Below are 22,597 nucleotides of genomic sequence, written 5' to 3'. Positions count from 1 at the left end.
ATTGAAAAGAATTTTACTAATAGAAGATGAAGTAAGCATTGCAGAATTACAGCGAGATTATTTAGAAATTAATGATTTTCAAGTTGATGTCGAACATTCAGGAGAAACAGGTTTACAAATGGCCCTGCAAGAAGACTACGATTTAATTATTTTAGATATTATGCTTCCGAAAATGAATGGATTTGAAATTTGTAAGCAAATTCGAGCTATAAAAGATATTCCGATTTTACTTGTTTCAGCAAAAAAAGAAGATATAGATAAAATTCGCGGGCTCGGATTAGGAGCGGATGATTATATAACGAAACCGTTTAGCCCGAGTGAGCTAGTAGCAAGAGTAAAAGCCCATATTTCTCGTTATGAAAGATTATTAGGAAATGTAAGTAAGCAACGCGATACGCTATATATTCACGGAATCTCTATTGATCAAAGGGCGAGGAAAGTTTTTATAAACAATGAAGAAGTTGCGTTTACAACGAAGGAATTTGATTTATTAACATTCTTTGTCACAAACCCAAATCAAGTATTAAATAAAGAACAGCTATTTGAACGCATTTGGGGATTAGACTCCGCTGGTGATTTAGCAACTGTTGTCGTTCATATTAGAAAGCTACGTGAAAAAATTGAAAGAGATCCAGCTCACCCGCAATATATTGAAACAGTATGGGGAGCTGGTTATCGTTTTAACGTGTAGGGAACCTGTCAAAGTTTTGGCAGGTTTTTTTTATGTGATCAAAAGGGAATAATAGGTAATTCATGTTAAAATATAAAGAGAGATAAAACATAGGAGAGTGTGAGAGGGTGTGCTACATTTTGGGGGATATATTAAAAGATAATAAATCAAATAAGATTTTAAAGATTGGAACTAATATCATACTTGTTTTATTACTAATAGGCGCAATACAAATGTTTTATGATGACGATTATACGAATGATCATTTCGGTGGGTTATTTATGATGGTCTTTTTTGGAACTAAAATCATTTCTTCTTTTATAATGAGTATAAAAGAAGGAGATAAAAAGGCAGTATTCCTTGATGTAGGTTTAATGATTGTTTTGTTCTGCTTGTTGTTTTTAGTATGAAATATTTCTTTTGAAAAAAGCTCATAGTCTTATAGAGGCTGCGAGCTTTCTTTAATAATAACGGTACTAGTGTAACGATTTATAAAATTTTTGAGTAGTAGAAATAAATTGAGCAGCTTCTTCTAAAAAAGGATAATGATTACTCTCTTCAAATATCACAAAAATAGAATTGCGTATGGCCTCATGCATCTTGATAGAATACTGAATTGGGCACTGTACATCGTGTCGTCCGCATATAATAAGCGTCTTTGTTTTCATAGAAGGTAAATGATCTCGTAAATTAAATGCTGGATATTCGTGAGAAAAAGCATTCATTCGGCTAGCAGACATTGTTTTTTTGATTGGTTTATCAAAATAAGAATTGTAGTTTTCGGGTTTATATAAAGATAATTTTGTTCGTTTGGTAGATAGTTCTTTTCGTTCCTCATTTGTAAGGTGAGGGCTTTTTAAATTTTCAATGAGCTGTTGCATATAATGAAACTGAGGATGTTCCGGATGATAAATACAAAATGGTGTTTCAGTATAGTTACTTGCTGCGGCTCCAACGACGACTAGTGATTGTAAGGATTTTGGATATGTGATGGCGTATAGAAGTCCAAGCATACCACCTGTTGAATGACCGGCGAAATGCCATGTTGGAAGTTGTAAAGTTTCTCGTATTGCTTCTAAGTCGTGAATTGTTTCAATCATACTTAATTCGTTTTCTACCTGGGCTTTTGCTGAGTTACCAGCGCCTCGTAAATTAATGAGGAATACACGATGCGTAGAAGTGAAAACATCCGCAAAGTAATCACCAGTCTCATTAAATTGTGAATAGTGATGTGTAATGCAAAGCGGTTCGCCATTTCCTTTTGTAAAAAGCTCGAATGTACCGCGTTTCGTGTTGATCATTTGTTGTTTCCACATAATATCACGACCTTTTCTTATAAAGTCCGTTAGTACATAAAAATATATCAACGATTATTAGAATATATCGGCGCAACTCGGAATATATCAGCGATTATCAAAATATATCGGCGCAACTTGAAATATATCAGCGATTATTAAAATATATTGACTTACCGACAGAAATCGACAATAATAGCAGGTTTTAAATAAAAGGAGGCTATTCAAAAACGAGCCTCCTTTTCGTTTAGTACAAAGACTTTGTCATATTATTCCGAATAATTTCAAGGGATTTCGCTACAGTTAATGCGTTCTTTTCTTCAATTTCTGGTTTGCGGGGGATAGGTTTATACATGTTGTCTGGATCTTCCCATGTGAGGGGAAGTTCTGTTTCTGCTTGTCCTTTCCAAGCGTCAATCCATTCTGGAGGGAGATAACCTGAGATGTTTTGGATGTTGTTCATTTCGAGCCAAATGAGTGCCCACGCTCTTGGGACGACGCGCCAATGGTCATAGCCACCACCGCCGACAGCAATCCAGCGACCTTCGCAATATTCGTTAGCGATTTCGCGAGCGAGCTTCGGTATTTCACGGTAAATATTCATCGTTGCGCAAAGGTGTGTAAGTGGGTCGTAATAATGTGCGTCAGCACCGTTTTGCGTTAAAATAATATCCGGTTTAAAGTATGCGGCCACTTCTCTTACGACAGTTCGATAGGAATCTAAAAACGATTCGTCTTCTGTAAAAGCATCGAGTGGAACGTTAAAAGAATAACTATAGCCATTACCTTGTCCGCGTTCGTTTACAGCGCCAGTTCCAGGGAATAAATATCGACCAGTTTCATGTAGTGAAATGGTGCATACGTTAGGATCGTCATAAAAGGACCACTGTACACCATCACCGTGATGAGCATCTGTATCAATATATAAAACGCGTAAACCGTATTTCTTCTGAATATATTTCATTGCGATGGAACTGTCGTTATAAATACAAAAGCCAGATGCTTTGCCGCGGAAACCGTGATGTAAGCCACCTCCTAAGTTAAGCGCGTGCTTTACTTTTCCAGAAAGAACAGCGTCAACAGCTGTTAACGTACCCCCAACGAGTAATGCGCTTGCTTCGTGCATATTCGGAAACATTGGTGTATCTTCTGTTCCGAGTCCATATGTCATCGCAATTGATTTTTCTAACTTTCCTTCTCCAGCACGTTTTACCGCATTTATGTACTCCTCTGTATGAATGTAGGCAATCTCTTCATCTGTAGCCATCCGTGGTGAGATGATTTGAGAAGGAGAGATGAAACCGCCCTTTTGTAATAAATCATACGTAAGTGTGACGCGCAGTTGGTTAAAAGGATGATCAGGGCTAAATGAATAGCCCCGAAAGTCATCCGAATAAATAAACGCGCTACTCATGCTTGCATCCCCATAATGTTTGGCCATAATACGCGGTAGCCTTCTGCCTCAAGTGTATCAATCACTTTTAGCGGATTCATCGTTTGAATGCGGAAAACGAGTACTTTATCATTCTCATCTTTTGCTGGGTAGACGAGAACACTCACGATATTGATTTGTAACTCACTAAAAATAGCAACGACTTTTCCGAGAATACCAGGTTCGTTTTTTACTTGAATTTCAATTTGTGAACTCGGTTGATGTGCTCCTGTTAATTTCACTAACGTGTGTAGCACAGTAGATTCAGAAATAATTCCAACTAACTTTCCAGCCTTTGTAACAGGAAGACAGCCAATTTTATTTTCAAAAAATAAAGTAGCAATTTCCTCAACAAAGTCGAGAGGATGGCAAGTCATAACAGGGTGTTTCATAATAAGTTCAAGTGGTTGCTTCAGCATATCGAGTGAAACTTGTTCATCTAAAATAGACGGACTTGCATCTCTTACATCCCGATCAGAAATAATGCCTACGACATGATTATTTTGATCGACAATTGGAATGTGCCGAATGCCTTTCGTACGTATCGTTCGGATTGCTGTTTCGATTGTATCGTTTGGGTGTAGTGTCACCACATCTTGATTCATAATTTCTTCTACAATCATTCCAGTTGCCCCCTTTATTAATACATAAAACGATTGTGAAAACGTAGACGATCAAATGCTTGAATAGAATCCGTATCAACGCGTTTACCGATGCGGACCATTAAACAGTTAGCAGGATGCGAACAAATTTCAGGATCATCTGTAGCCATCCATTGTAACCCGCCAGCATTCATCATTTTTTCCATTACTTTTCGATACTCCCAAACATTTAAGCCAGTTTGTTTTAAATCCCAGTGCCAATAATATTCAGTCGTCAATATAATGTAATCTTCCATATGGTCGTCCATCATTGAAACTTCTAATAAGTTTTTTCCGACAGCGCAACCGCGGAAGGCAGGGACAACTTCAATCGCCCCAAGTTCAATTAAGTTTTCCATCTTTCCTTCTGACCATCGTTCAAGTGGATCAGGATACAAGTATGTAACATATCCAACAATCGTTTGGTCATGTCTAGCAATAATGAGACGAGCTTCTGGCAATTTAGAAATTTCGACAATTGCTTTATATTGTTGCTCGGCAGGACGAAACGCAATTAAGTCTGGATGAAATTCATACATTTCTAAGTTATGTGTAGAGACAGGCCCTTCAATAATTAAAGTGCCTTTCGCTGTTTTTAAGTTTCTAGCATTATATATTTTTTTATGAATCAATGTATTGCTCACCACCTTGAGGGTTTGTGAATCTATTCATATCGTACTTTATAATATATGCGATGTGAATCGAAATTTGTCATTAAAAATTTGTCTAAAAATCAACAAATATACTGAAAATTTTAAATAATGTTATTATAATAGATAATAGAATACATAGGAGGGGGATGTAAAGTATGAAAGTAGAAACGCTTCCTGTCATTAAAGGAGAAAATAATTTGCCGAATTATGATGAGGCATACGCGAATTTTAACTGGGAAGAGGTTAATAAAAACTTTACTTGGAATGAAACAGGCCGAGTAAATATGGCGTATGAGGCAATTGATAAGCATGCGAAATCCGATCGAAAGAATAAAGTAGCCCTTTATTATCAAGATGGATCGCGAAAAGAGAAGTATACATTTAAGGAAATGAAGGATTTTTCTAATAAAGCAGGAAACGTCCTGAAAAATTATGGCGATGTAGAAAAAGGCGATCGCGTTTTTATTTTTATGCCGCGTTCCCCAGAGTTATATTTCGCACTTCTTGGTGCAGTGAAGTTGGGAGCAATTGTTGGTCCGCTATTTGAAGCATTTATGGAAGGCGCAGTTCGCGATCGTTTAGAAGATAGCGAAGCAAAAGTGTTAATTACAACACCTGAATTGTTAGAGCGTGTACCATTAAATGATTTACCTGCTTTAAAAACAGTCTTTCTTGTTGGAGATCATGTAGAAGAAGGCGGTAAAACGGTAGCATTCAATCCTTTATTTGAACAAGCTTCAAAAGAATTACATATTGAATGGTTAGGCCGTGAAGACGGTTTGATTCTACATTACACGTCTGGTTCTACTGGTAAGCCAAAAGGTGTGCTTCATGCGCAAAACGCAATGGTTCAGCACTACCAAACGGCGAAGTGGGTATTAGATTTAAAAGAAGACGATGTATATTGGTGCACAGCTGACCCAGGCTGGGTAACGGGAACTGCTTACGGTATTTTTGCGCCGTGGTTAGTCGGAGCATCAAATGTTATTTTAGGCGGACGCTTTAGTCCAGAAGCGTGGTATGAAGCACTGCAAGATTACGGTGTAACAGTTTGGTATAGTGCACCAACAGCATTTCGCATGTTAATGGGCGCTGGACAAGATGCAATTAAAAAATACGATTTATCACAAGTGCGCCACGTATTAAGCGTTGGTGAACCGTTAAATCCAGAAGTAATTCGCTGGGGTATGAACGCATTTGGACTTCGTATTCATGATACGTGGTGGATGACAGAAACAGGTGGACAAGTTATTTGTAACTACCCTTGTATGGAAATCCGTCCAGGGTCAATGGGGAAACCAATTCCAGGTGTAAAAGCAGCAATTGTTGATAATGAAGGAAATGAAGTGCCTCCATACACAATGGGTAACTTAGCAATTGGCAAAGGTTGGCCAGCGATGATGCGCGGAATTTGGAATAACAAGCAAAAGTATGAGTCTTACTTCATGCCAGGCGATTGGTACGTATCAGGTGACTCTGCATACATGGATGAGGATGGATACTTCTGGTTCCAAGGGCGTATTGACGATGTAATTATGACATCAGGCGAGCGCGTTGGTCCGTTTGAAGTAGAAAGCAAATTAATCGAGCATGCTGCTGTTGCAGAAGCTGGTGTAATCGGTATTCCTGATCCGGTGCGCGGTGAAATCATTAAAGCATTTATCGCGCTTCGTGCAGGTTACGAACCATCTGAAGAATTAAAAGAAGAAATTCGTCAATTTGTAAAGAAAGGTCTAGCAGCTCATGCAGCGCCAAGACAAATTGAATTTAGAGATAAATTACCGAAAACGAGAAGCGGTAAAATTATGCGCCGCGTATTAAAAGCGTGGGAGTTAAACTTACCAACAGGTGACTTATCAACGATGGAAGATTAAGAGAGAAAGGTCTGAACGAAATAGCGTTCAGACCTTTCTTTTTTTCTTCTCTCTTTAACCTACATATAAAGAGGGAAGAAAATGAAAACAGAAAAAGAAAAAATGATACTAGGAGAAATATATATACCGACTGATCCAGTTGTATTAAAAGATGTGTCAGATCATGTAGTAGTTGGCGGAAATCCTGCAAAGATTATAAAAAAATAAAATAATATTTGAACGAAGTACCTTCCTCGTCTGTATACATTTATGAAACAATAGATGAGGGAGGCTTTTTATATGTCTAATAAATTACTTCTTACTTTTGCTTTAATTGGAATTATAGCCGTATTTTCTTGTGGTTTACTATTACCGATGCCAATCGGATTTAAAGTGTCGATGATTACAGCTGGAGTTATGATGATTGTTATGTTTTCCATCATTATTCCGTTTGATAGAAAACATATAGTACGGAAAAAAGGATATAAAATTGATTTTACAAAAACAAAAGTGTACTTTCGTTGGAATGTATTTGATACGATTTCGGTTTGTCTTGCAGTGTATGCATGCATATGTGTGCAAGCATTAAACTTTTTAGTTTCAACCGGCGAGACAATCGAAAACCCATATGTTCAATTTTTTACGAATCAATCACAAGTATGGATTATTGTCGCAAGTTGCTATTTAATTTCCCGCGTTTCATTAACGTTAAAAGGAATAAAGGAGATCAAAAATCATGGCGCAGATTGGGAGTGAAGAAGAGCTCATGCTTGCGTATCAAAAGGGAGATAAGCAGGCTGGGGAAAAACTATATGTTTTAATCAAACCAGCGCTATACACATTTTTATATCGATTTAATCGAGATGAACAATTGAGTATCGACCTTGTGCAAGATACGTTTTTGACGTTAGAACGAAAGAAACATATGTATGAACTTGAAAAAGGAAAAATAAAAACGTATTTATTTCAAATCGGTTATCGCCTTATGATTAATAAATTAAATAGAAGAAAAAAGTGGCGTACGCTTTTGCCATTTTTAGTGCCGATTCCGGAAAAAGAATTTTCTCACGAAGATCGGCTTACAGTAAGAGAAGCAATTTTGAAAGTTCCGGAAGAACAGCGAGCTGTCCTCATTCTTTCTTATTATCATGATATGCAGCAAAAAGAGATTGCGGAGATATTAAACATTCCGATTGGAACAGTGAAATCGAGACTCCATAACGGGATAAAGAAATTGAAACAATTGCTGGAGGTGGATGAAATTGAGCGAAAATCCCTTTAAGAGTGAATATAAATTAAGACAGCATTTAGATAGTGACCATGTAGAAGTACCCGACTTTCCGAAAACGGTAAGTCGCTTCGATCGATTAATCGGTTTTCTTGGTTCTCCAGCGAAAGATCCTGTAGAGGCGACGATTGGGAATGATTTATCGGTTGTGTTTCATGTATCGTTATTAATTGGGGTTCCAATTCTTTCTCTTATTACGATACTCTTTGCGACGTTGTAAAGGGTTGGTAAGAAGAGAAACCCGACCTTATTTGACACGCCTATATAAATGATGGTATAAAGAAAAGTATATGAATAATTGAGCGTGGAAAGGGAGAAGTAGTGATCATTTCCCTGTTTTAGAGAGCTGATGGCCGGTGAAAATCAGCACATAGATGATCGCGAATTACGCCCCTAGAGCATCTTTTTTCGATTGAATTGTATTCAAAAGGGAAGAGACGGTGCTAAGCCGTTATGTAAATAAGGTGGTAGGCTTTTTTGGTCTGCAACTAGGGTGGTAACGCGATAATCAAAATCGTCCCTTATTTGAAGGGGCGATTTTTTTATGTTTTCAACCTTCACGCCAGTAATGAACTTAAAGGAGAGTATGTAGGATATGGGTATTTTACAAGATCTTGAATTTCGCGGTCTAATTAATCAGCAAACAGATGCTGAGGGCCTTGAGCAATTATTAGAAAAAGAAAGCGTTAAATTATACTGTGGTTTCGACCCGACAGCGGATAGCTTACACATCGGTCATATGTTACCAGTGTTAATGTTACGTCGTTTCCAATTAGCTGGTCACCAACCAATCGCACTTGTTGGCGGTGGTACTGGTATGATCGGTGACCCAAGTGGAAAAAAAGCGGAGCGTACATTAAATACGAAAGATACAGTTGCTTACTACACAGAAAGCATTAAAAACCAACTTTCAAACTTCTTAGAGTTTGAAAACGTGGACAACCCAGCAACGATGGCTAACAACTATGACTGGCTTGGTAACTTAGATGTGATTTCATTCTTACGCGATATCGGTAAAAACTTCGGTTTAAACTATATGTTAGCAAAAGATACAGTAGCATCTCGTTTAGAAACTGGTATTTCATTTACTGAGTTTAGTTACATGATTTTACAATCATACGACTTCTTAAACTTATACCAACACCATAATTGCCGCCTACAAATCGGTGGTAGTGATCAATGGGGTAACATTACAGCTGGTCTTGAATTAATCCGTAAATCAGAAGAAGATGCGAAAGCATTCGGTTTAACAATTCCACTTGTTACAAAATCTGACGGTACGAAGTTTGGTAAAACAGAAGGCGGCGCAATTTGGTTAGACCCAGAGAAAACAACTCCTTACGAGTTCTACCAATTCTGGATTAACACAGATGACCGCGACGTTGTTAAATACTTAAAATATTTCACATTCTTATCTCATGAAGAAATTCTTGAGCTTGAGAAACAAGTAGCTGAAGCACCAGAAAAACGCGCAGCACAAAAAGCATTAGGTGCGGAAATGACAAAACTTGTTCACGGCGAAGAAGCATTAGAGCAAGCGATTAAAATTTCAGCTGCATTATTCAGCGGTTCTGTAGCAGAACTGACTGCAAGCGAAATCGAGCAAGGCTTCAAAGACGTACCATCTGTAGAACGTACTGCAGAAGATACAGTATTAATCGACTTACTTGTAGAAAGCAAAATCTCACCATCAAAACGTCAAGCACGTGAAGATGTAACGAACGGCGCAATCTACGTAAACGGTGAGCGTACACAAGCATTAGACTACGTTGTAACAGAAAAAGACCGCATCGAAGGTAAATTCACAATCATTCGCCGCGGTAAAAAGAAATATTTCTTAATTCGTTACTAATTAGAAACGAATATAAACAAATAGTACCCCGAATTGTAGGCTGAAAAGTTTATGATTCGGGGTTTTTTATGTATGGATTTAAATCGCTGTATCTTTTCTTTTAAATAGAATATAAAGAGTTAATATGAGCATATAAAGTAAGCTAATTAACATAACGATAAATGCTGTCGGATAAAATTTTGCTGCATATATAAAGAAATCGATTTGATAAATATCTTCGTAATTTGAAACGCTGCCTTTAAAATAATTCGTAAACTTAGCGCTATATTTCCATTCATCGGGATCATCTATCAAATTACTCCCCTGATACCAATTAATAAGCGCGGAAGTAATAAACAACATACATGCACTACCCAATTGAACCATTTGGTTTATTGTCAAAAGAGTCCACCTCCCATTTTATGGTTATTATAGCGTGCATTCATATGCTTGTAACCATTTTGTTGTAATCTCCTTTTCGAGTTCATACGGAAATCACATGTAAGCGGTATGATAAATGTATAACAACTAGAAAGGAGTGGTAAAACAAAATGTCACTAGAAGCGCTCATTATTTTTTCTTTGCTAAACGCGGGTCAGCTTGCAGAGAATTCGAAGGTGGATGTACATAAAGAGCAGAAAGATGCTTATGTATATGTTCAGAAAGAGGAAAATAAATAATTTTATTTTATATAAATGAGAAACATATTAAATTTTAAAAAAGATAATTATCAGAAAATGAGGAAGACAAATGTTATATAGATAATATATAATCTAAATCATGATTTTAAATTGGTGGTAATTTACACAAAATGTGTTTAACGGTTTAATCATAGCGTTACTATAAGACTTTGATGAAAGAGCAACTAATGCATAGTTGCTCCTTTTTATGTCGAATATCAGTAAGTGTTTAAAAGAGGGAATTATTATTTTTTTGTATAATAATATATATGTATATATTGAAAGAACAGGATGTGAGGTAATGTTTGAAGAATTAAAATTTGTATTTAAGGTTGTAATCGATTTAGCAAATGATTATGAAAGTTATCATGATAAGTATGGAATGAAAAGTTTGACTGTATCGCCTAGTGGAATGCATGAACTTAAAGAGTTTAAGAATTCATCCGAAGGAAAAGAGTTAGAGAAAAGAGAAAATGCATTATATTATTTTTTAAAAGCCCTAGATTATGAGGTAATAAAGGCAATTCAAGTCGTTATGTATCTTGGAAGAGATCAAGATTATGATAAGAATGATACCCCAGAAAAGATTTACTCGGAATATAGACATTACTTTGGATCAAAAGGATGGGATGAGAAAGATATTATTATTAATACGGTAACAGAGAAAATTTCTTTAGGTAAATACTTACAAGACGGTTTGGGGATTTTAGGTGTGAGAGTGTAGAGTAGAAATTATTGAGATAAAAAGCATTTCTTATGAAGTGCTTTTTATTATGTATGCCAGATTAATTTAGGAATGGTTTACTGATGGAATTTAAGTAATAAACAAGTCACTTATTAGTAGCCAAATCCAGTCTTTATTTTCCTATTTTTTATCCATTAATTATGGCCTCAAGAAAACATTATCCGACAATATGGAGAATTTATCTAAAAAATATAAATGAAATATACTGTTTTAGCTTTTGAAAGTTTTAATATGCTTCAAAGCGAACCTATCCATATTCAAAATGAAAAAGAAGAACGTTAATCTTTATGATAGGCGTTCTTCTTTGTATGATTTTTATCTCCATCGCCATGCAATCGTTGTATTTTCAATGTGGATTGCTGGAATGTCGATTCCTAAATATTTCCCTTCGTTCTCATCGAAAACGGACCAATTTTCATCGTCTAGAGATTCAGGATCAATACTTTCAAATTCAAAAGTACTGTCTTCGTCTACCATTTCACGAAAATATTCTTGATAGGGTTTACTATTATCATTTAAGTTTATTGTTCCATACATTCATGGTGTTTCTGCAAAAGCGTCTCTGATTTCACCTATTTCAGTATCTTTAAAGTATAATTTCATATTTGCATCTTCTTATTCATGGATTTTAAAATAGTCTTTTGGCATCTCGCCTTTTATCAAATACTCATTATCTCTTTTTATTCAGCTTCGAAGCATAAGTGATTAAAACTCCCAATGTAAGTTCAGCAATTACAACTTATTTGCAAGCAATGTAAATATTACATTTTTGATGTCTAATTACATAGACCAATAAAAAAGAAGAACAGTTACCCTCACTAACAGACGTTCTTCTTTTTTGTATTGATTTAATAATAAAAGTTAAGATGTTTTATCCGCTATACTTTTTCGTATTACTACATCAATTTTTACCTCTTGTGCGTCATCTAGTGCATGAAATAATAAATCAAAGTAAGTAACTCCTCTAGGTGTAGCATAATATGTAGCTAAATTTATCACTTGTGGTGGAAGTGGTTGACTATCCCAAGGTGGACGTTTTGTTAAATCTTCAATATCCCAAACTACTTCATCAGGTTTCTTCTTTTGTAATATGTTTTGAATCTCTTTTAAATTTTCTCGTGCTTCTTTCACATCGTCCCAACTTAACTTGTCAAAATACAAATCCTTCATTAACAAGGGATACTTAGTTCCCCAACCTTCAGGTTCTGTATGATAAGACATCGTTGAAAAAAAACTGTGTAATAAATCTGGATGACCAACTTCATAAAAAATACAATCTACTCCAAATCCTACTGTCATTTTTAATCCCTCTCTTTATATTACTGTTTTTTAATTTCTATTGTTACTTGATCATTTGTCTTATCAAGAATTTTTTTCTTCAATTCTAAAGTCTCTGTGGCACTAATTTCTTGTCCTCTAATATCAACAATGATTGACTGTGTAGTTCCTTCAGGTAAGTTTTTTAATCTTGCTTCTACTTGTTTTCCTATAACATATGCCAATCTAGTTCTTTTGGCTGATGTAGATACATCGTAATTTTTTACTTCGATCGCATGTTTAACTGTATCAGAATATAAATCTGGAATAGAAGAACCTTTGGTTTTTTTCTCTAATTCTAGACCATCTTTAAAAATAACTTGTTCTCGATAATTGGGATTATCTTTTAAGGCATCAAGTTCTGACTGTCTCCAAGATGGTCTAGCAAACATAAGATAACCGCTTAAATAATTACTCCAATTTCCTGATGGTGGAAGTGTGCTTACTATTGCTTCACCAGTGAGACCAACACCTGCAAAAGCAGGTTGTAAACGTGGTGGAAAAGCTTCAGTTACTTTGTACATGTTTGCTCCTCTAGCAAGTTTAGAAGCCTTATCAAGACCTTTCCCACCAAGTAACCCTAGACCGACTGATGTTACTAAATAAGAACCCCAGCGGAATCCACTTTCGACATCGCCATGCCAAACGTCATTCATAAAAGAATCTGAGAAAGCGTTCCACATAGCAGGAAGAGTCTCATCATAATTGACAACAGTATCCCACATGTCTGACCATGTTTCACCGTCACCTAACGCTTTAAATCCTTCCCAAGCATCTCCAACACCTTTTCCTGCACCATCATAAAGACCGTCCCAAGCTTTTTCTAAATCAGATTTTTGTTTGCCACACATTGCACCTTCTTCTAGTGTAACATCTTGATTATCCGCATTGCGGAATTTTTCAGCAATCCTTTTCAATTCTTCTTCCACATTTGTGATTGCATTGATAGAGGTAAATGCTTTTGGTCTTGCATCATTGAACATTTGGACGAAATTTTGATTAGAAGCACCTATCCATTGATAACATAAATAATCAATTTGATTACATAAGTCGTTATGTATGGATTCTAACGCATTTCTAGTGTTATTTGCACGGTTTGCAACTTCTTCTAGCATTTCGGGTGTTACTTTGATTTGAACCATATAGCCCTCCTACCCCTAATATTTACCAATAAAATTATACCATATAGGCATTTTCTGTTACAAAGATTTTGGGTAAAATCTAGTATGGCTCTTTATTATGTATTGGATGTAGAAGAAGCCGACGATATTAGATAATTCACTAAATAAAAAAAGTGAACGAGTATGAAAAATATTCGTTCACTGTTATTTTAACCTGTATAAATGTAATTCATAATTTCCGTCAGTACTATCAGGCTTTCTAAACATTTCCTCGAATGGACCAACCTTTTTTGAGAAACCATTTTTAATGCTTTATTTTGCATTATTAGTGATAAATAAAAAAAGCCCAGGCCCCTTGATAAACAAGGTTCCTAAGGCTTTTAATACGACTCTTTTCAGAGTACCAAGATTAACGAGAGTAGAACTCTACGATTAATGCTTCGTTGATTTCAGCTGGTAACTCAGCACGCTCAGCGTGACGAGTGTAAGTAGCTTCTAATTTGTCAGCATCGAAAGTTAAGTATTCTGGTACGAAGTTGTTAACTTCGATCGCTTCTTTAACAACAACAAGGTTGTTAGATTTTTCGCGAACGCTGATAGTTTGACCAGGTTTTACACGGTAAGATGGGATATCTACGCGAGCGCCATCAACCATGATGTGACCGTGGTTTACTAATTGGCGAGCTGCACGACGAGTGCGAGCTAAGCCCATACGGTAAACTAAGTTGTCAAGACGAGCTTCAAGAAGGATCATGAAGTTTTCGCCGTGCTTACCAGGCATTTTACCTGCTTGGTCAAATGTGCGACGGAATTGACGCTCAGTCATGCCGTACATGTGACGAAGTTTTTGTTTCTCTTGTAATTGTAAACCGTATTCTGAAAGTTTCTTACGTTGGTTAGGACCGTGAGGACCTGGTGCGTAAGGGCGTTTTTCTAATTCTTTTCCTGTGCCGCTTAGAGAGATTCCAAGACGACGAGACAGTTTCCAAGCTGGACCTGTATAACGAGCCATAGTTGACTCCTCCTTTAAAATGTTTTTATTTACGTAAAATAAAAACAGACGTAATCGATATTTACGGGCATTTTGTTTTCATGTACCTTCGCTCCAGCAGCAGGGAGTTACGAGATACACCTCCGTAGAGGAACAAAATACAAACGATAAACTCACATTACAAGGCTGCCTTTTTATTTTACACAAACGCTATTATATCTTTTACCCAGAGTTTCGTCAAGCGAGTACGTTTTTGTTTTATGCATATAAATTTTGGAAATGAACAAGAAGGAATTTAAAACGATATAAAAGAAGAGATAGAAACACAAATAAAACGCTTACATAAAATGTAGTAAAAACGTTCATCAAATTTTTGTTGGTGAATATGCGGCAATAAAAACATAAAAGGGGATGTTTTTATGAAAAAGAAGCATATGGAGACAGCGTTAATTCATCACGGTTATACATCAGAGGAACATAAAGGAAGTTTGACACCGCCTTTATTTCAAACGTCTACATTTACATTTGAGACTGCGCAGCAAGGAGAGGCGAGTTTTGCGGGAGTGGATCCATCTTATATTTACTCAAGACTTGGAAATCCGACTGTGAAATTATTTGAAGAACGTATGGCGGTGTTAGAAGGAGGAGAAGAAGCGCTTGCTTTCGGATCCGGTATGGCAGCTATTTCCGCAACGTTAATTGGTTTTCTAAAAGCTGGAGATCATATTATTTGTTCAAATGGATTATACGGATGCACATACGGCTTTTTGGAAGTGTTGGAAGAAAAATTTATGATTACGCATTCGTTTTGTGATATGGAGACAGAGGCTGATATTGAAAATAAAATTCGCCCAAATACAAAGCTTATTTTCGTTGAAACACCGATTAATCCGACAATGAAATTAATTGATTTAAAACGAGTGATTCGGGTTGCGAAGCGAAATGGTTTACTTGTCATTGTTGACAATACGTTTTGTTCACCTTATTTACAAAGACCGCTTGAACTTGGCTGTGACGCCGTTGTTCATAGTGCGACAAAATATATTGGTGGTCACGGTGATGTTGTGGCGGGTGTAACAATTTGTAAAACGAGAGCGTTAGCTGAAAAAATTCGCCCGATGCGAAAAGATATCGGCGGTATTATGGCACCGTTTGATGCGTGGTTATTGTTACGCGGATTAAAGACACTAGCGGTAAGAATGGACCGCCATTGTGATAATGCAGAAAAAATTGTATCGTTCCTAAAAAATCATGATGCGGTAGAAGGTGTTTGGTACCCAGAAGGAGAGTTAGCATCTCGCCAAATGAAACGTGGGGGCGGCGTTATATCTTTTTCAATTAAAGGCGGGAAAGAAGAGACGCAGGCGTTTATTAATGACCTTCACTTTATTACAATTGCGGTAAGTTTAGGAGATACAGAAACGTTAATTCAGCACCCGGCAACGATGACGCACGCTGCGATTCCAGCTGAGTTAAGAAAAGAAATGGGCATTTATGATAATTTAATACGTTTATCTGTCGGTTTAGAATCGTGGGAGGATATCGTTTCTGATTTAGAGCAAGCGTTAAAGAAAATATCTACTGTTAGTAATCAATAAAAAAAGAGCCAGCTATCGGTTTTGTACGTCATGTACTTAATCGATAACTGGCTCTTTTTTGTTACATATGTTTTAGGAGTGTTTCCACAAACTTTTCTAAATAGCGCTGATCTACTTCGTCGAAACGATCTTTTTCAGGACTATCAATATCAAGTACACCAATGACATTCCCATCCTTAATAATCGGTACGACAATTTCTGAATTTGAAGCACTGTCGCAAGCGATATGCCCTGGGAATTGGTGGACGTCTGCTACAAGCTGCGTTGTTTTCGTTTCAGCTGCAACGCCGCAAACGCCTCGTCCAAATGGAATGCGCACGCAAGCAGGCATTCCTTGGAATGGTCCAAGAACAAGCTGATTTCCTTCTGTTACGTAAAAGCCAACCCAATTAACGCGATCTAAAAATTGGTTTAATAATGCGGACGCATTTGATAAGTTTGCGACTACGTTTGATTCGCCAGTTAATAATGCATCCAGTTGTTTTATTACTGTCTCATATTGCTGCACGCGAGATCCTGCATAACTTTCTTTAGTAAACATGGAAACAGCTCCTTTTTTATCGAGATGTGTAAAATATTAGCAAAATACGATGTATTTCACATGACTTTGTCGATAGAAAATTAAAGGAATTTGTCTTAAAAGTCAAGAAATTTACACTATAGCTGTTCAGTGAGAGGAAGTGAGCGCATGAAACAGACGAAACAAAAAGTAATCGATGCGGCAATATCGTTGTTTAACACGAAAGGGTATGATGGAACGTCGGTGCGAGACATTGCAAAGCGAGCGGATGTGAATGTAGCGAATATTTCATATTATTTTGCTGGAAAGCAAGGTCTATTAGAGCAGCTTATTACTGATTTTTTAGAAGGATATATTCATGTGATTGAAATGTCGTTTGAACAGAGAGAATATTTGTCAGCTAAAGATGTGATGGTGCAAATGGTACGCGGGATTTTACGATATCAATTTGAAAATAGGGAACTGACACGTTTTTTTTACCGAGAGCTTTCGCTTGATACGACATTAATTCGCGAAGTGATGACCGTTTATTTTTCTAAAGAAAGATATTATATAGAGCAAATGATTAGACAGGGACAAATGAAACAAGAATTTAAAAAGGTATCTTTTACAATGTTTATGACGCAATTAAAAGGCATGATGAATATGCCGTTTTTATATCCGCAATATATATCAGAAGTGCTGCATTCTTTTCCATCTGAGACCTTTTTCTTAGAAATGTACACGAAAGAAATTGAACAATGGATAGAACAAACATTATGTATAACGAATATGTATTATGAATGGCCAAGAGCTGTTCATATGTGAGAAATCCCCACCTAACGAACTGAGGTGGGGATTTTTGTGCTTTCTTTTCTTTGCCATAAATTGTTGCATAATAGCGCGATAATTGTTAATGAGGCTCCAGCAACTTCAATTTTGTCGACTGTATAACCTCGAAAGATGGAGCCGGTAAGTGCAAGCACAGGAACTAAATTCATAAATAATATGCCGTTAATAGATGAAATATAGCGATTTCCTGCGTTCCAGCAAAATACTGCGATAACGCCTGCAATAATAGACATATATAAGAGTTCAAAACGAACGTTCATAATTGTCGATAGTGAAGGTACAGTAACGACGTTTGTATAAGTTAAAAAAGTGACGATAGTGATGAGTGAAATTGAGCCAAATAAACAAGTTAGCGTCGTATACCTAAGTGGCGACCAAGATTGAAAACTAGCACCACCGTTTGTATAAATGACCCAGCAAGTAACGCCGCACAGCATAAGCATATTTGTTGAGAGGTGACTGGCAGCTCCAAATAATAAGTGAATATTTCCTTTTGAAATGACAAGCATAACACCGATAAGTGCAACGAACATACAAAGGAAAGTGTAGTTTTGTGGACGTTTGTTTTTTGTTAGCCACTGCAATAATAAAGCGATGAGTGGCATAAGAGACTGAATCATCGCGGCATGGATGGCTCCAGACGGTCCGGCAAGTTGTTGTCCGTAGAAAACGAGAAAACCATATCCTGCGAAACCGACTGTTCCGTAAAAGAGTAACGAAAGTGTTTTCTTTTCTAAGCGGAGTGACTTTGTCCCTTCGGTAAGTAATAGCAGAATAAGAAAAATAATAGCTGCTGATCCATAGCGAATCGTTGTGAAGAAGAACGGATCGATAAACTGTAAGGCGTTTGCCATGACAGGAAACATAAATCCCCAAGCCGTTACGGCAAGTAAGCATAGGAGGGATCCGAGTAGCATTTGTTTTTTGTTCAAGAGTATCTTTCCCCTTTACATTTCGTTATAGTAAGTTGATGAAATAAGTATAAAGAGTAATTGTTTATAGGAGGAAATATCGATTTCTTATAACGGTTATAACTTTTTGTTAGAGGTGTGTACGATGGATTTGGAGGCAGTACGATCGTTTATTGAAGTGAAAAATACGCGAAGTTTATCAAAGGCGAGTAAAATTTTACATATTTCTCAGCCGGCGCTTAGTAAACAAATTCAAAGGTTAGAGGCGGATTTAGAAGTTACTTTACTGAAGCGTTCCGCGCAAGGAGTGGAGTTAACGGAGGCTGGAGAGTTATTTATAAAAAGAATGTTACCGATTTTGGGACACATACATGAAGTGAAAGCCGAAATGAAGAAGTTTCAAGAGAAGAGGAACATTTCTATAGGGATATTGCCAAGTTTAGCAGCACATTACATAGCAAAATGTAAAGATATATTAGGTGACGGGTTCGAAATAGAATGGAAAATTGAGCATACGAAAGTACTGATAGGACTTTTTAAAGAACGGAAGATTGAAGCGATGTTCATCGATTCAGTAGTAGAAGGTGCTACGTGTATAAAAGAAATACGAGAAGAAAAAATTGTGTGTGTCGTTTCAAATGATCATCTTTATAAAGAGAAAACAGTAATTCGAATGGAAGATTTGCAAAATGAAAAGTTAATCGTATACCCAGAAATCTGCGATGTAAGGAAAATGATTACGAATCTGTTTCAAGGGATAGGTGCGAAACCAATTATTGCATTTGAAACTTCTTATGCAGAACCGATGCTTGCGATGGTCAGTGCTGGACTTGGCATCACGTTACTTCCAGAAATATTAGTAGAGCAAGCGGTAAGGCAAGGAAATGTGCATGCGATTTCTATTGAACCGCCACTTGTACGTAAAATATATTTCGCATCTCATATGGAAGAAGGCCCTTTGCTGCATTCATTTGATGAGGAGAGGTAATCCAAACGGAATATTGAGAAAGATTACAATTGCATTGAAAGAAACATGAAATTTTAAAAAAAACTAGGTCAAAAACAAACCATTACATGGTATGATTAGTACATTGTTAGTTGTTAAATATAGGGGAATTCCCTTTTTATACATAATGCCTTCCATTTCATAAACGGAACGGACAAAAAAAGAGATATAACTAGGAGGCTTTTTTGCATGGATTCTATCCTGACGATCGTTATCATTGTAGTAAGCTCTATTCTAGTGCTGCTCATGATAGAGCTTGTGATAAGAAATCGTTCATATAAAGATATTGAAGCACTTGAGCAGTGGAAACAAGAGATAAAAGATAAACCTGTGGCAGATGAACTAAAACGGGTGAAAGATTTAAATATGACGGGTCAAACAGAAGAACTGTTTGGTAAATGGCGTGAAGAATGGGATGAAATTGTATCAACAACCATTCCGAAAGCTGAAAAAGATTTAGCGCAAGCGCGAAAATTCGCCTCGCAATTCTCCTTCCGAAAAGCAAAGCATGCGATGAATGAATCCATAAGTGGTTTAGATGACGCTGATAATCGTATTACAGACATTTTAAATGAATTACAGCAATTGTTAGAAAGCCATGAAAAAAATAGCTCGGAAATTGAAGGGTTACGTGATACATATCGTAGTATGAAGAAGAGTGTTCTTGCTCATAGACATATGTATGGAGCAGCAGAGCAGAAAATCGAAGAGATGCTAGACGCTGAATCTGAGAAATTTAAAACCTTTGAAGAAGCAACAAATAATGGTGACTATTTAAAAGCGAGAGAAATTGTTATTAGTTTGGAAGAAGGTTTAGCAGATTTAGAAATCATTATTCACCAAATTCCAGATTTATTGGTGGAGTGTCAAGCGACGTTACCGGTTCAGCTGGAAGATTTATTACACGGACATAATGATATGGTAAGACAAGGTTATGTATTAGAGTATTTGGAAATCCCTAAAGAAGTTCGCGATATGAAGAAACAACTACAAATATGTTTAATGGATATACAGGAGCTTCACATAACAGAAGCGGCTGAAAAAGTAGAAAACTTAAAAACAAGTTTAGATAGCTTCTATGATCAACTAGAACAAGAAGTACATGCGAGACATTATGTGGAGCAAAAAACACTTTCTGTTTATGAAGACTTAGAAGAAATTCGCATTGAAACGATTGAAACAAAAGCAGAAACACAACTTGTGAAACAAAGTTATCAGTTACAAGATAAAGACATTGAGTCTCAAAAAGTAATTGAAAAGCAAATGCACATTTTAATGAAACGTTTTGAAATGCTGCAATTACGCGTTGCGGAACAAGATATTGCCTTCTCTATTATTCGTGAGGAACTAGAAGAGATTTATGAGCAATGTGAAACATTAAAAGTACTTCATGCAGAATATAAAGAAATGCTGCAAACGATGCGTAAAGAAGAATTTGAAGCGCGTGAGAAGTTACAAGAAATGCGAAATACTATTTTCGAAACGAAACGCTTTATGCAAAAGTCGAATTTGCCAGGGCTTCCAGAGAGCATTATGGAAGATTTAAAAAGAGGACAAATGGCAATGCAAGCTGTATATGAGCAATTAGAAGTGAAGCCGTTAAATATGAATGCTGTAAATAGCAGTTTAGAAGAAGCTTACAAAACTGTTAATGGTGTAGCTGAAATGACAGAAGAGTTAATTGGACAAGCGTATTTAGTTGAAAAATTAATTCAATATGGTAATCGTTACCGCAGTCATGATGAAAACCTTGCAGAGAGCTTAAATTACGCGGAGAAATTATTCCGTGAATATCAATACGATGCTGCTTTAGAACAAGCGGCTTCTGTACTAGAGCAACTTGAGCCTGGCGTTGTTCAAAAAATAGCTGAATATGTAGACAATGAACAAACCCTTTCATAAGGGTTTGTTTTTTTGTGTAATTTTGCAGGCGATGTTGCTATAATGAAGAGCGGAATACAGTAAGGTTATTCGTTTTAAAATATAACGGAACCTTTGAGTAGTCTTAGCGTAATGACACGTATTTGTGATATGATTATATGATGTGACAGCGCTGAAAGGGGAAGAACGATGATCTATTTTGATAATAGTGCGACGACAAAGCCATATCCAGAAGCTCTTCAATCGTACGTAACGGTTGCGGGGAAATATTTTGGGAATCCCTCTTCTATTCATTCGCTTGGAGGAGAGGCAGAGCGTCTATTAACACAATCAAGAACAATTGCAGCGCAGCTTCTTCATGTTAAACCTTCTGAAATTATTTTCACATCAGGTGGAACGGAAGGGAATAACCTTGCGATTAAAGGGATAGCGATGAGGAATCGTTCGCGCGGTAAACATATCATTACAACAAATATTGAACACGCGTCTGTGTTTGAAGCATATAAACAATTAGAAGATCTCGGTTTTGATGTAACATATTTACCGGTTAATGAGCATGGTGTTGTATCGGTAGAGGATGTAAAACGAGCGCTTCGTGAAGATACGATTCTTGTGTCAATTATTCACGTGAACAACGAGACTGGAGCAATTCAGCCTGTTGCTGAAATTGGAACGTTATTATCGAATTATCCGAAAATAAGATTCCATGTGGACCATGTACAAGGGATAGGAAAAGTACCGCTTAATTTATACGCTTCTCATATTGATCTTTGCTCAATATCTGGACATAAATTCCACAGTGTAAAAGGGACGGGTCTTCTTTATGTACGTGATGGCGTAAGATTAGATCCGATTTTATCAGGTGGTCAACAAGAGCTGAAGTACCGCTCTGGTACAGAAAACTTACCTGGCATTGTAGCGATGGTGAAAGCACTTCGCATGACGATGGAACAAGTGAAAGAAAAGGTAGCTCATTTGCAAAGCTTACAAGCAGAGCTTGTTCGTTTCTTTAAAGAGATGGAAGACGTAACGATCAATACGTCGCTTGCACACGCAGCGCCGCACATTTTAAATGTATCATTTGTAGGTTTAAAACCAGAAGTGGTCGTTCATGCTTTAGAAGAACACGGTGTATATGTATCAACGAAATCTGCTTGCTCTTCAAAAGCAAATGAAGTGAGCAGAGTGTTAGTGTCAATGGGAGTACCGCATGCGGCGGCTGCAAGTGCTATTCGCATTAGTTTGGCCCCAGAAAACACGATGGAAGAAGTAAAGCAATTTGAAGGTATTGTGAAAGAAACAATGCCAAAATTATATGAAGTGATGAGGTAAA

General features: G+C 36.8%; 26 protein-coding genes, 1 pseudogene and 1 other annotated feature. Of the genes and pseudogenes, 15 read left to right on the top strand and 12 right to left on the bottom strand.

The features are described 5' to 3' along the window. Position 1: 1 nt before the first annotated feature. On the top strand, positions 2-691 hold the full coding sequence (locus tag MR070_RS04675) for a response regulator transcription factor (protein ID WP_001993852.1): 690 nt from the start codon (positions 2-4) through the stop codon (positions 689-691). Positions 692-810: 119 nt separating this feature from the next. Beyond that, complete coding sequence (locus MR070_RS04670; protein WP_000502329.1) at positions 811-1,080, top strand: hypothetical protein; 270 nt, start codon at positions 811-813, stop codon at positions 1,078-1,080. A gap of 66 nt (positions 1,081-1,146) precedes the next feature. Here the strand turns inward: MR070_RS04670 and MR070_RS04665 are convergent, their stop codons facing one another. The 4 genes from MR070_RS04665 to acuA all read right to left on the bottom strand — a co-directional run bounded on the left by MR070_RS04665 (position 1,147) and on the right by acuA (position 4,670). Continuing rightward, positions 1,147-1,986, bottom strand: a complete 840-nt coding sequence (locus MR070_RS04665) for an alpha/beta fold hydrolase (protein ID WP_242260639.1) — start codon at positions 1,984-1,986, stop codon at positions 1,147-1,149. Between the two features lie 226 nt (positions 1,987-2,212). Next, positions 2,213-3,379, bottom strand: coding sequence for an acetoin utilization protein AcuC (acuC, locus tag MR070_RS04660; protein ID WP_000092803.1), 1,167 nt, complete (start codon positions 3,377-3,379; stop codon positions 2,213-2,215). After that, positions 3,376-4,020, bottom strand: a complete 645-nt coding sequence (locus MR070_RS04655; protein ID WP_242260637.1) for an acetoin utilization AcuB family protein — start codon at positions 4,018-4,020, stop codon at positions 3,376-3,378. Before MR070_RS04655 ends, acuC begins: the two co-directional genes overlap by 4 nt. A 17-nt stretch (positions 4,021-4,037) precedes the next feature. After that, positions 4,038-4,670 carry an acetoin utilization protein acetyltransferase AcuA gene (acuA, locus tag MR070_RS04650; protein ID WP_000581383.1) on the bottom strand — a complete coding sequence of 211 codons (633 nt, stop codon included), beginning with the start codon at positions 4,668-4,670 and terminating at the stop codon, positions 4,038-4,040. 176 nt (positions 4,671-4,846) lie between these two features. On the opposite strand from acuA, the gene acsA reads away from it, so the two are divergent. From acsA to tyrS, 6 genes are all read left to right on the top strand, one after another. Then, complete coding sequence (gene acsA / locus MR070_RS04645) at positions 4,847-6,565, top strand: acetate--CoA ligase (protein ID WP_000862042.1); 1,719 nt, start codon at positions 4,847-4,849, stop codon at positions 6,563-6,565. Positions 6,566-6,646: 81 nt separating this feature from the next. Beyond that, positions 6,647-6,772 carry a hypothetical protein gene (locus tag MR070_RS27045; RefSeq protein WP_257469603.1) on the top strand — a complete coding sequence of 42 codons (126 nt, stop codon included), beginning with the start codon at positions 6,647-6,649 and terminating at the stop codon, positions 6,770-6,772. Between the two features lie 72 nt (positions 6,773-6,844). Further along, a complete protein-coding gene (locus MR070_RS04640) occupies positions 6,845-7,300 on the top strand; it encodes a hypothetical protein (protein WP_242260635.1) in 456 nt (151 codons plus the stop codon). Next, complete coding sequence (locus tag MR070_RS04635; protein WP_242260633.1) at positions 7,281-7,826, top strand: RNA polymerase sigma factor; 546 nt, start codon at positions 7,281-7,283, stop codon at positions 7,824-7,826. The genes MR070_RS04640 and MR070_RS04635 overlap by 20 nt, the downstream gene beginning before the upstream one ends. Continuing rightward, the gene (locus tag MR070_RS04630; protein ID WP_044790659.1) at positions 7,807-8,052 is read left to right on the top strand and encodes a hypothetical protein; all 246 of its coding nucleotides are present in this window, start codon (positions 7,807-7,809) and stop codon (positions 8,050-8,052) included. The genes MR070_RS04635 and MR070_RS04630 overlap by 20 nt, the downstream gene beginning before the upstream one ends. 76 nt (positions 8,053-8,128) lie before the next feature. Continuing rightward, positions 8,129-8,357: a binding site (T-box leader), on the top strand. Positions 8,358-8,427: 70 nt separating this feature from the next. Continuing rightward, positions 8,428-9,684 (top strand): tyrosine--tRNA ligase, encoded by a 1,257-nt coding sequence (gene tyrS / locus MR070_RS04625; protein WP_000512078.1) that lies wholly within the window; start codon positions 8,428-8,430, stop codon positions 9,682-9,684. 78 nt (positions 9,685-9,762) lie between these two features. Here the strand turns inward: tyrS and MR070_RS04620 are convergent, their stop codons facing one another. After that, entirely contained in the window at positions 9,763-10,065 is a 303-nt protein-coding gene (locus tag MR070_RS04620) for a YjdJ family protein (protein WP_242260632.1), read from the bottom strand. 149 nt (positions 10,066-10,214) lie between these two features. Here MR070_RS04620 and MR070_RS04615 point away from each other — a divergent pair, with 149 nt between their 5' ends. Further along, a complete protein-coding gene (locus MR070_RS04615) occupies positions 10,215-10,343 on the top strand; it encodes a hypothetical protein (RefSeq protein WP_000050944.1) in 129 nt (42 codons plus the stop codon). 301 nt (positions 10,344-10,644) lie between these two features. Beyond that, on the top strand, positions 10,645-11,067 hold the full coding sequence (locus tag MR070_RS04610; protein ID WP_098926013.1) for a DUF3775 domain-containing protein: 423 nt from the start codon (positions 10,645-10,647) through the stop codon (positions 11,065-11,067). A 336-nt stretch (positions 11,068-11,403) separates the two neighbouring features. On the opposite strand, the gene MR070_RS04605 is transcribed toward MR070_RS04610, so the two are convergent. From MR070_RS04605 to rpsD, 5 genes and pseudogenes are all read right to left on the bottom strand, one after another. After that, positions 11,404-11,625, bottom strand: a complete 222-nt coding sequence (locus tag MR070_RS04605; RefSeq protein ID WP_242260630.1) for a hypothetical protein — start codon at positions 11,623-11,625, stop codon at positions 11,404-11,406. A 324-nt stretch (positions 11,626-11,949) separates the two neighbouring features. After that, positions 11,950-12,387 (bottom strand): immunity 70 family protein, encoded by a 438-nt coding sequence (locus tag MR070_RS04600; protein WP_000215744.1) that lies wholly within the window; start codon positions 12,385-12,387, stop codon positions 11,950-11,952. Between the two features lie 20 nt (positions 12,388-12,407). Continuing rightward, on the bottom strand, positions 12,408-13,547 hold the full coding sequence (locus tag MR070_RS04595; protein ID WP_017560204.1) for a WXG100 family type VII secretion target: 1,140 nt from the start codon (positions 13,545-13,547) through the stop codon (positions 12,408-12,410). A gap of 183 nt (positions 13,548-13,730) precedes the next feature. Further along, positions 13,731-13,838: pseudogene (locus MR070_RS04590) on the bottom strand (N-acetyltransferase); the annotation flags it as partial. Positions 13,839-13,935: 97 nt separating this feature from the next. Next, on the bottom strand, positions 13,936-14,538 hold the full coding sequence (gene rpsD, locus MR070_RS04585; protein ID WP_000135311.1) for a 30S ribosomal protein S4: 603 nt from the start codon (positions 14,536-14,538) through the stop codon (positions 13,936-13,938). 398 nt (positions 14,539-14,936) lie between these two features. Between rpsD and megL the strand changes: the two genes are divergently transcribed. Next, a complete protein-coding gene (megL, locus tag MR070_RS04580; RefSeq protein WP_242260628.1) occupies positions 14,937-16,115 on the top strand; it encodes a methionine gamma-lyase in 1,179 nt (392 codons plus the stop codon). A 61-nt stretch (positions 16,116-16,176) separates the two neighbouring features. Here megL and MR070_RS04575 read toward each other — a convergent pair whose 3' ends face one another. Further along, entirely contained in the window at positions 16,177-16,656 is a 480-nt protein-coding gene (locus tag MR070_RS04575; RefSeq protein ID WP_000494333.1) for a GAF domain-containing protein, read from the bottom strand. Between the two features lie 147 nt (positions 16,657-16,803). On the opposite strand from MR070_RS04575, the gene refZ reads away from it, so the two are divergent. Beyond that, entirely contained in the window at positions 16,804-17,442 is a 639-nt protein-coding gene (gene refZ, locus MR070_RS04570) for a forespore capture DNA-binding protein RefZ (RefSeq protein WP_000814919.1), read from the top strand. A gap of 11 nt (positions 17,443-17,453) precedes the next feature. On the opposite strand, the gene MR070_RS04565 is transcribed toward refZ, so the two are convergent. Continuing rightward, a complete protein-coding gene (locus MR070_RS04565; RefSeq protein ID WP_138320982.1) occupies positions 17,454-18,398 on the bottom strand; it encodes a DMT family transporter in 945 nt (314 codons plus the stop codon). Positions 18,399-18,522: 124 nt separating this feature from the next. Between MR070_RS04565 and MR070_RS04560 the strand changes: the two genes are divergently transcribed. From MR070_RS04560 to MR070_RS04550, 3 genes are all read left to right on the top strand, one after another. Then, entirely contained in the window at positions 18,523-19,365 is an 843-nt protein-coding gene (locus tag MR070_RS04560; RefSeq protein WP_242260626.1) for a LysR family transcriptional regulator, read from the top strand. A gap of 207 nt (positions 19,366-19,572) precedes the next feature. After that, positions 19,573-21,285 carry a septation ring formation regulator EzrA gene (ezrA, locus tag MR070_RS04555; protein ID WP_000377295.1) on the top strand — a complete coding sequence of 571 codons (1,713 nt, stop codon included), beginning with the start codon at positions 19,573-19,575 and terminating at the stop codon, positions 21,283-21,285. Positions 21,286-21,453: 168 nt separating this feature from the next. Then, positions 21,454-22,596 (top strand): cysteine desulfurase family protein, encoded by a 1,143-nt coding sequence (locus MR070_RS04550; protein WP_138320984.1) that lies wholly within the window; start codon positions 21,454-21,456, stop codon positions 22,594-22,596. The last annotated feature ends 1 nt before the right edge of the window (position 22,597 follow it).

Origin of the sequence: Bacillus cereus group sp. BfR-BA-01453, from assembly GCF_022662915.1 — a bacterium.
GTDB lineage: Bacteria > Bacillota > Bacilli > Bacillales > Bacillaceae_G > Bacillus_A > Bacillus_A paranthracis.
The sequence above is the reverse complement of the archived record's forward strand: the minus strand, read 5'-3'. Positions and strand labels throughout refer to the sequence as shown.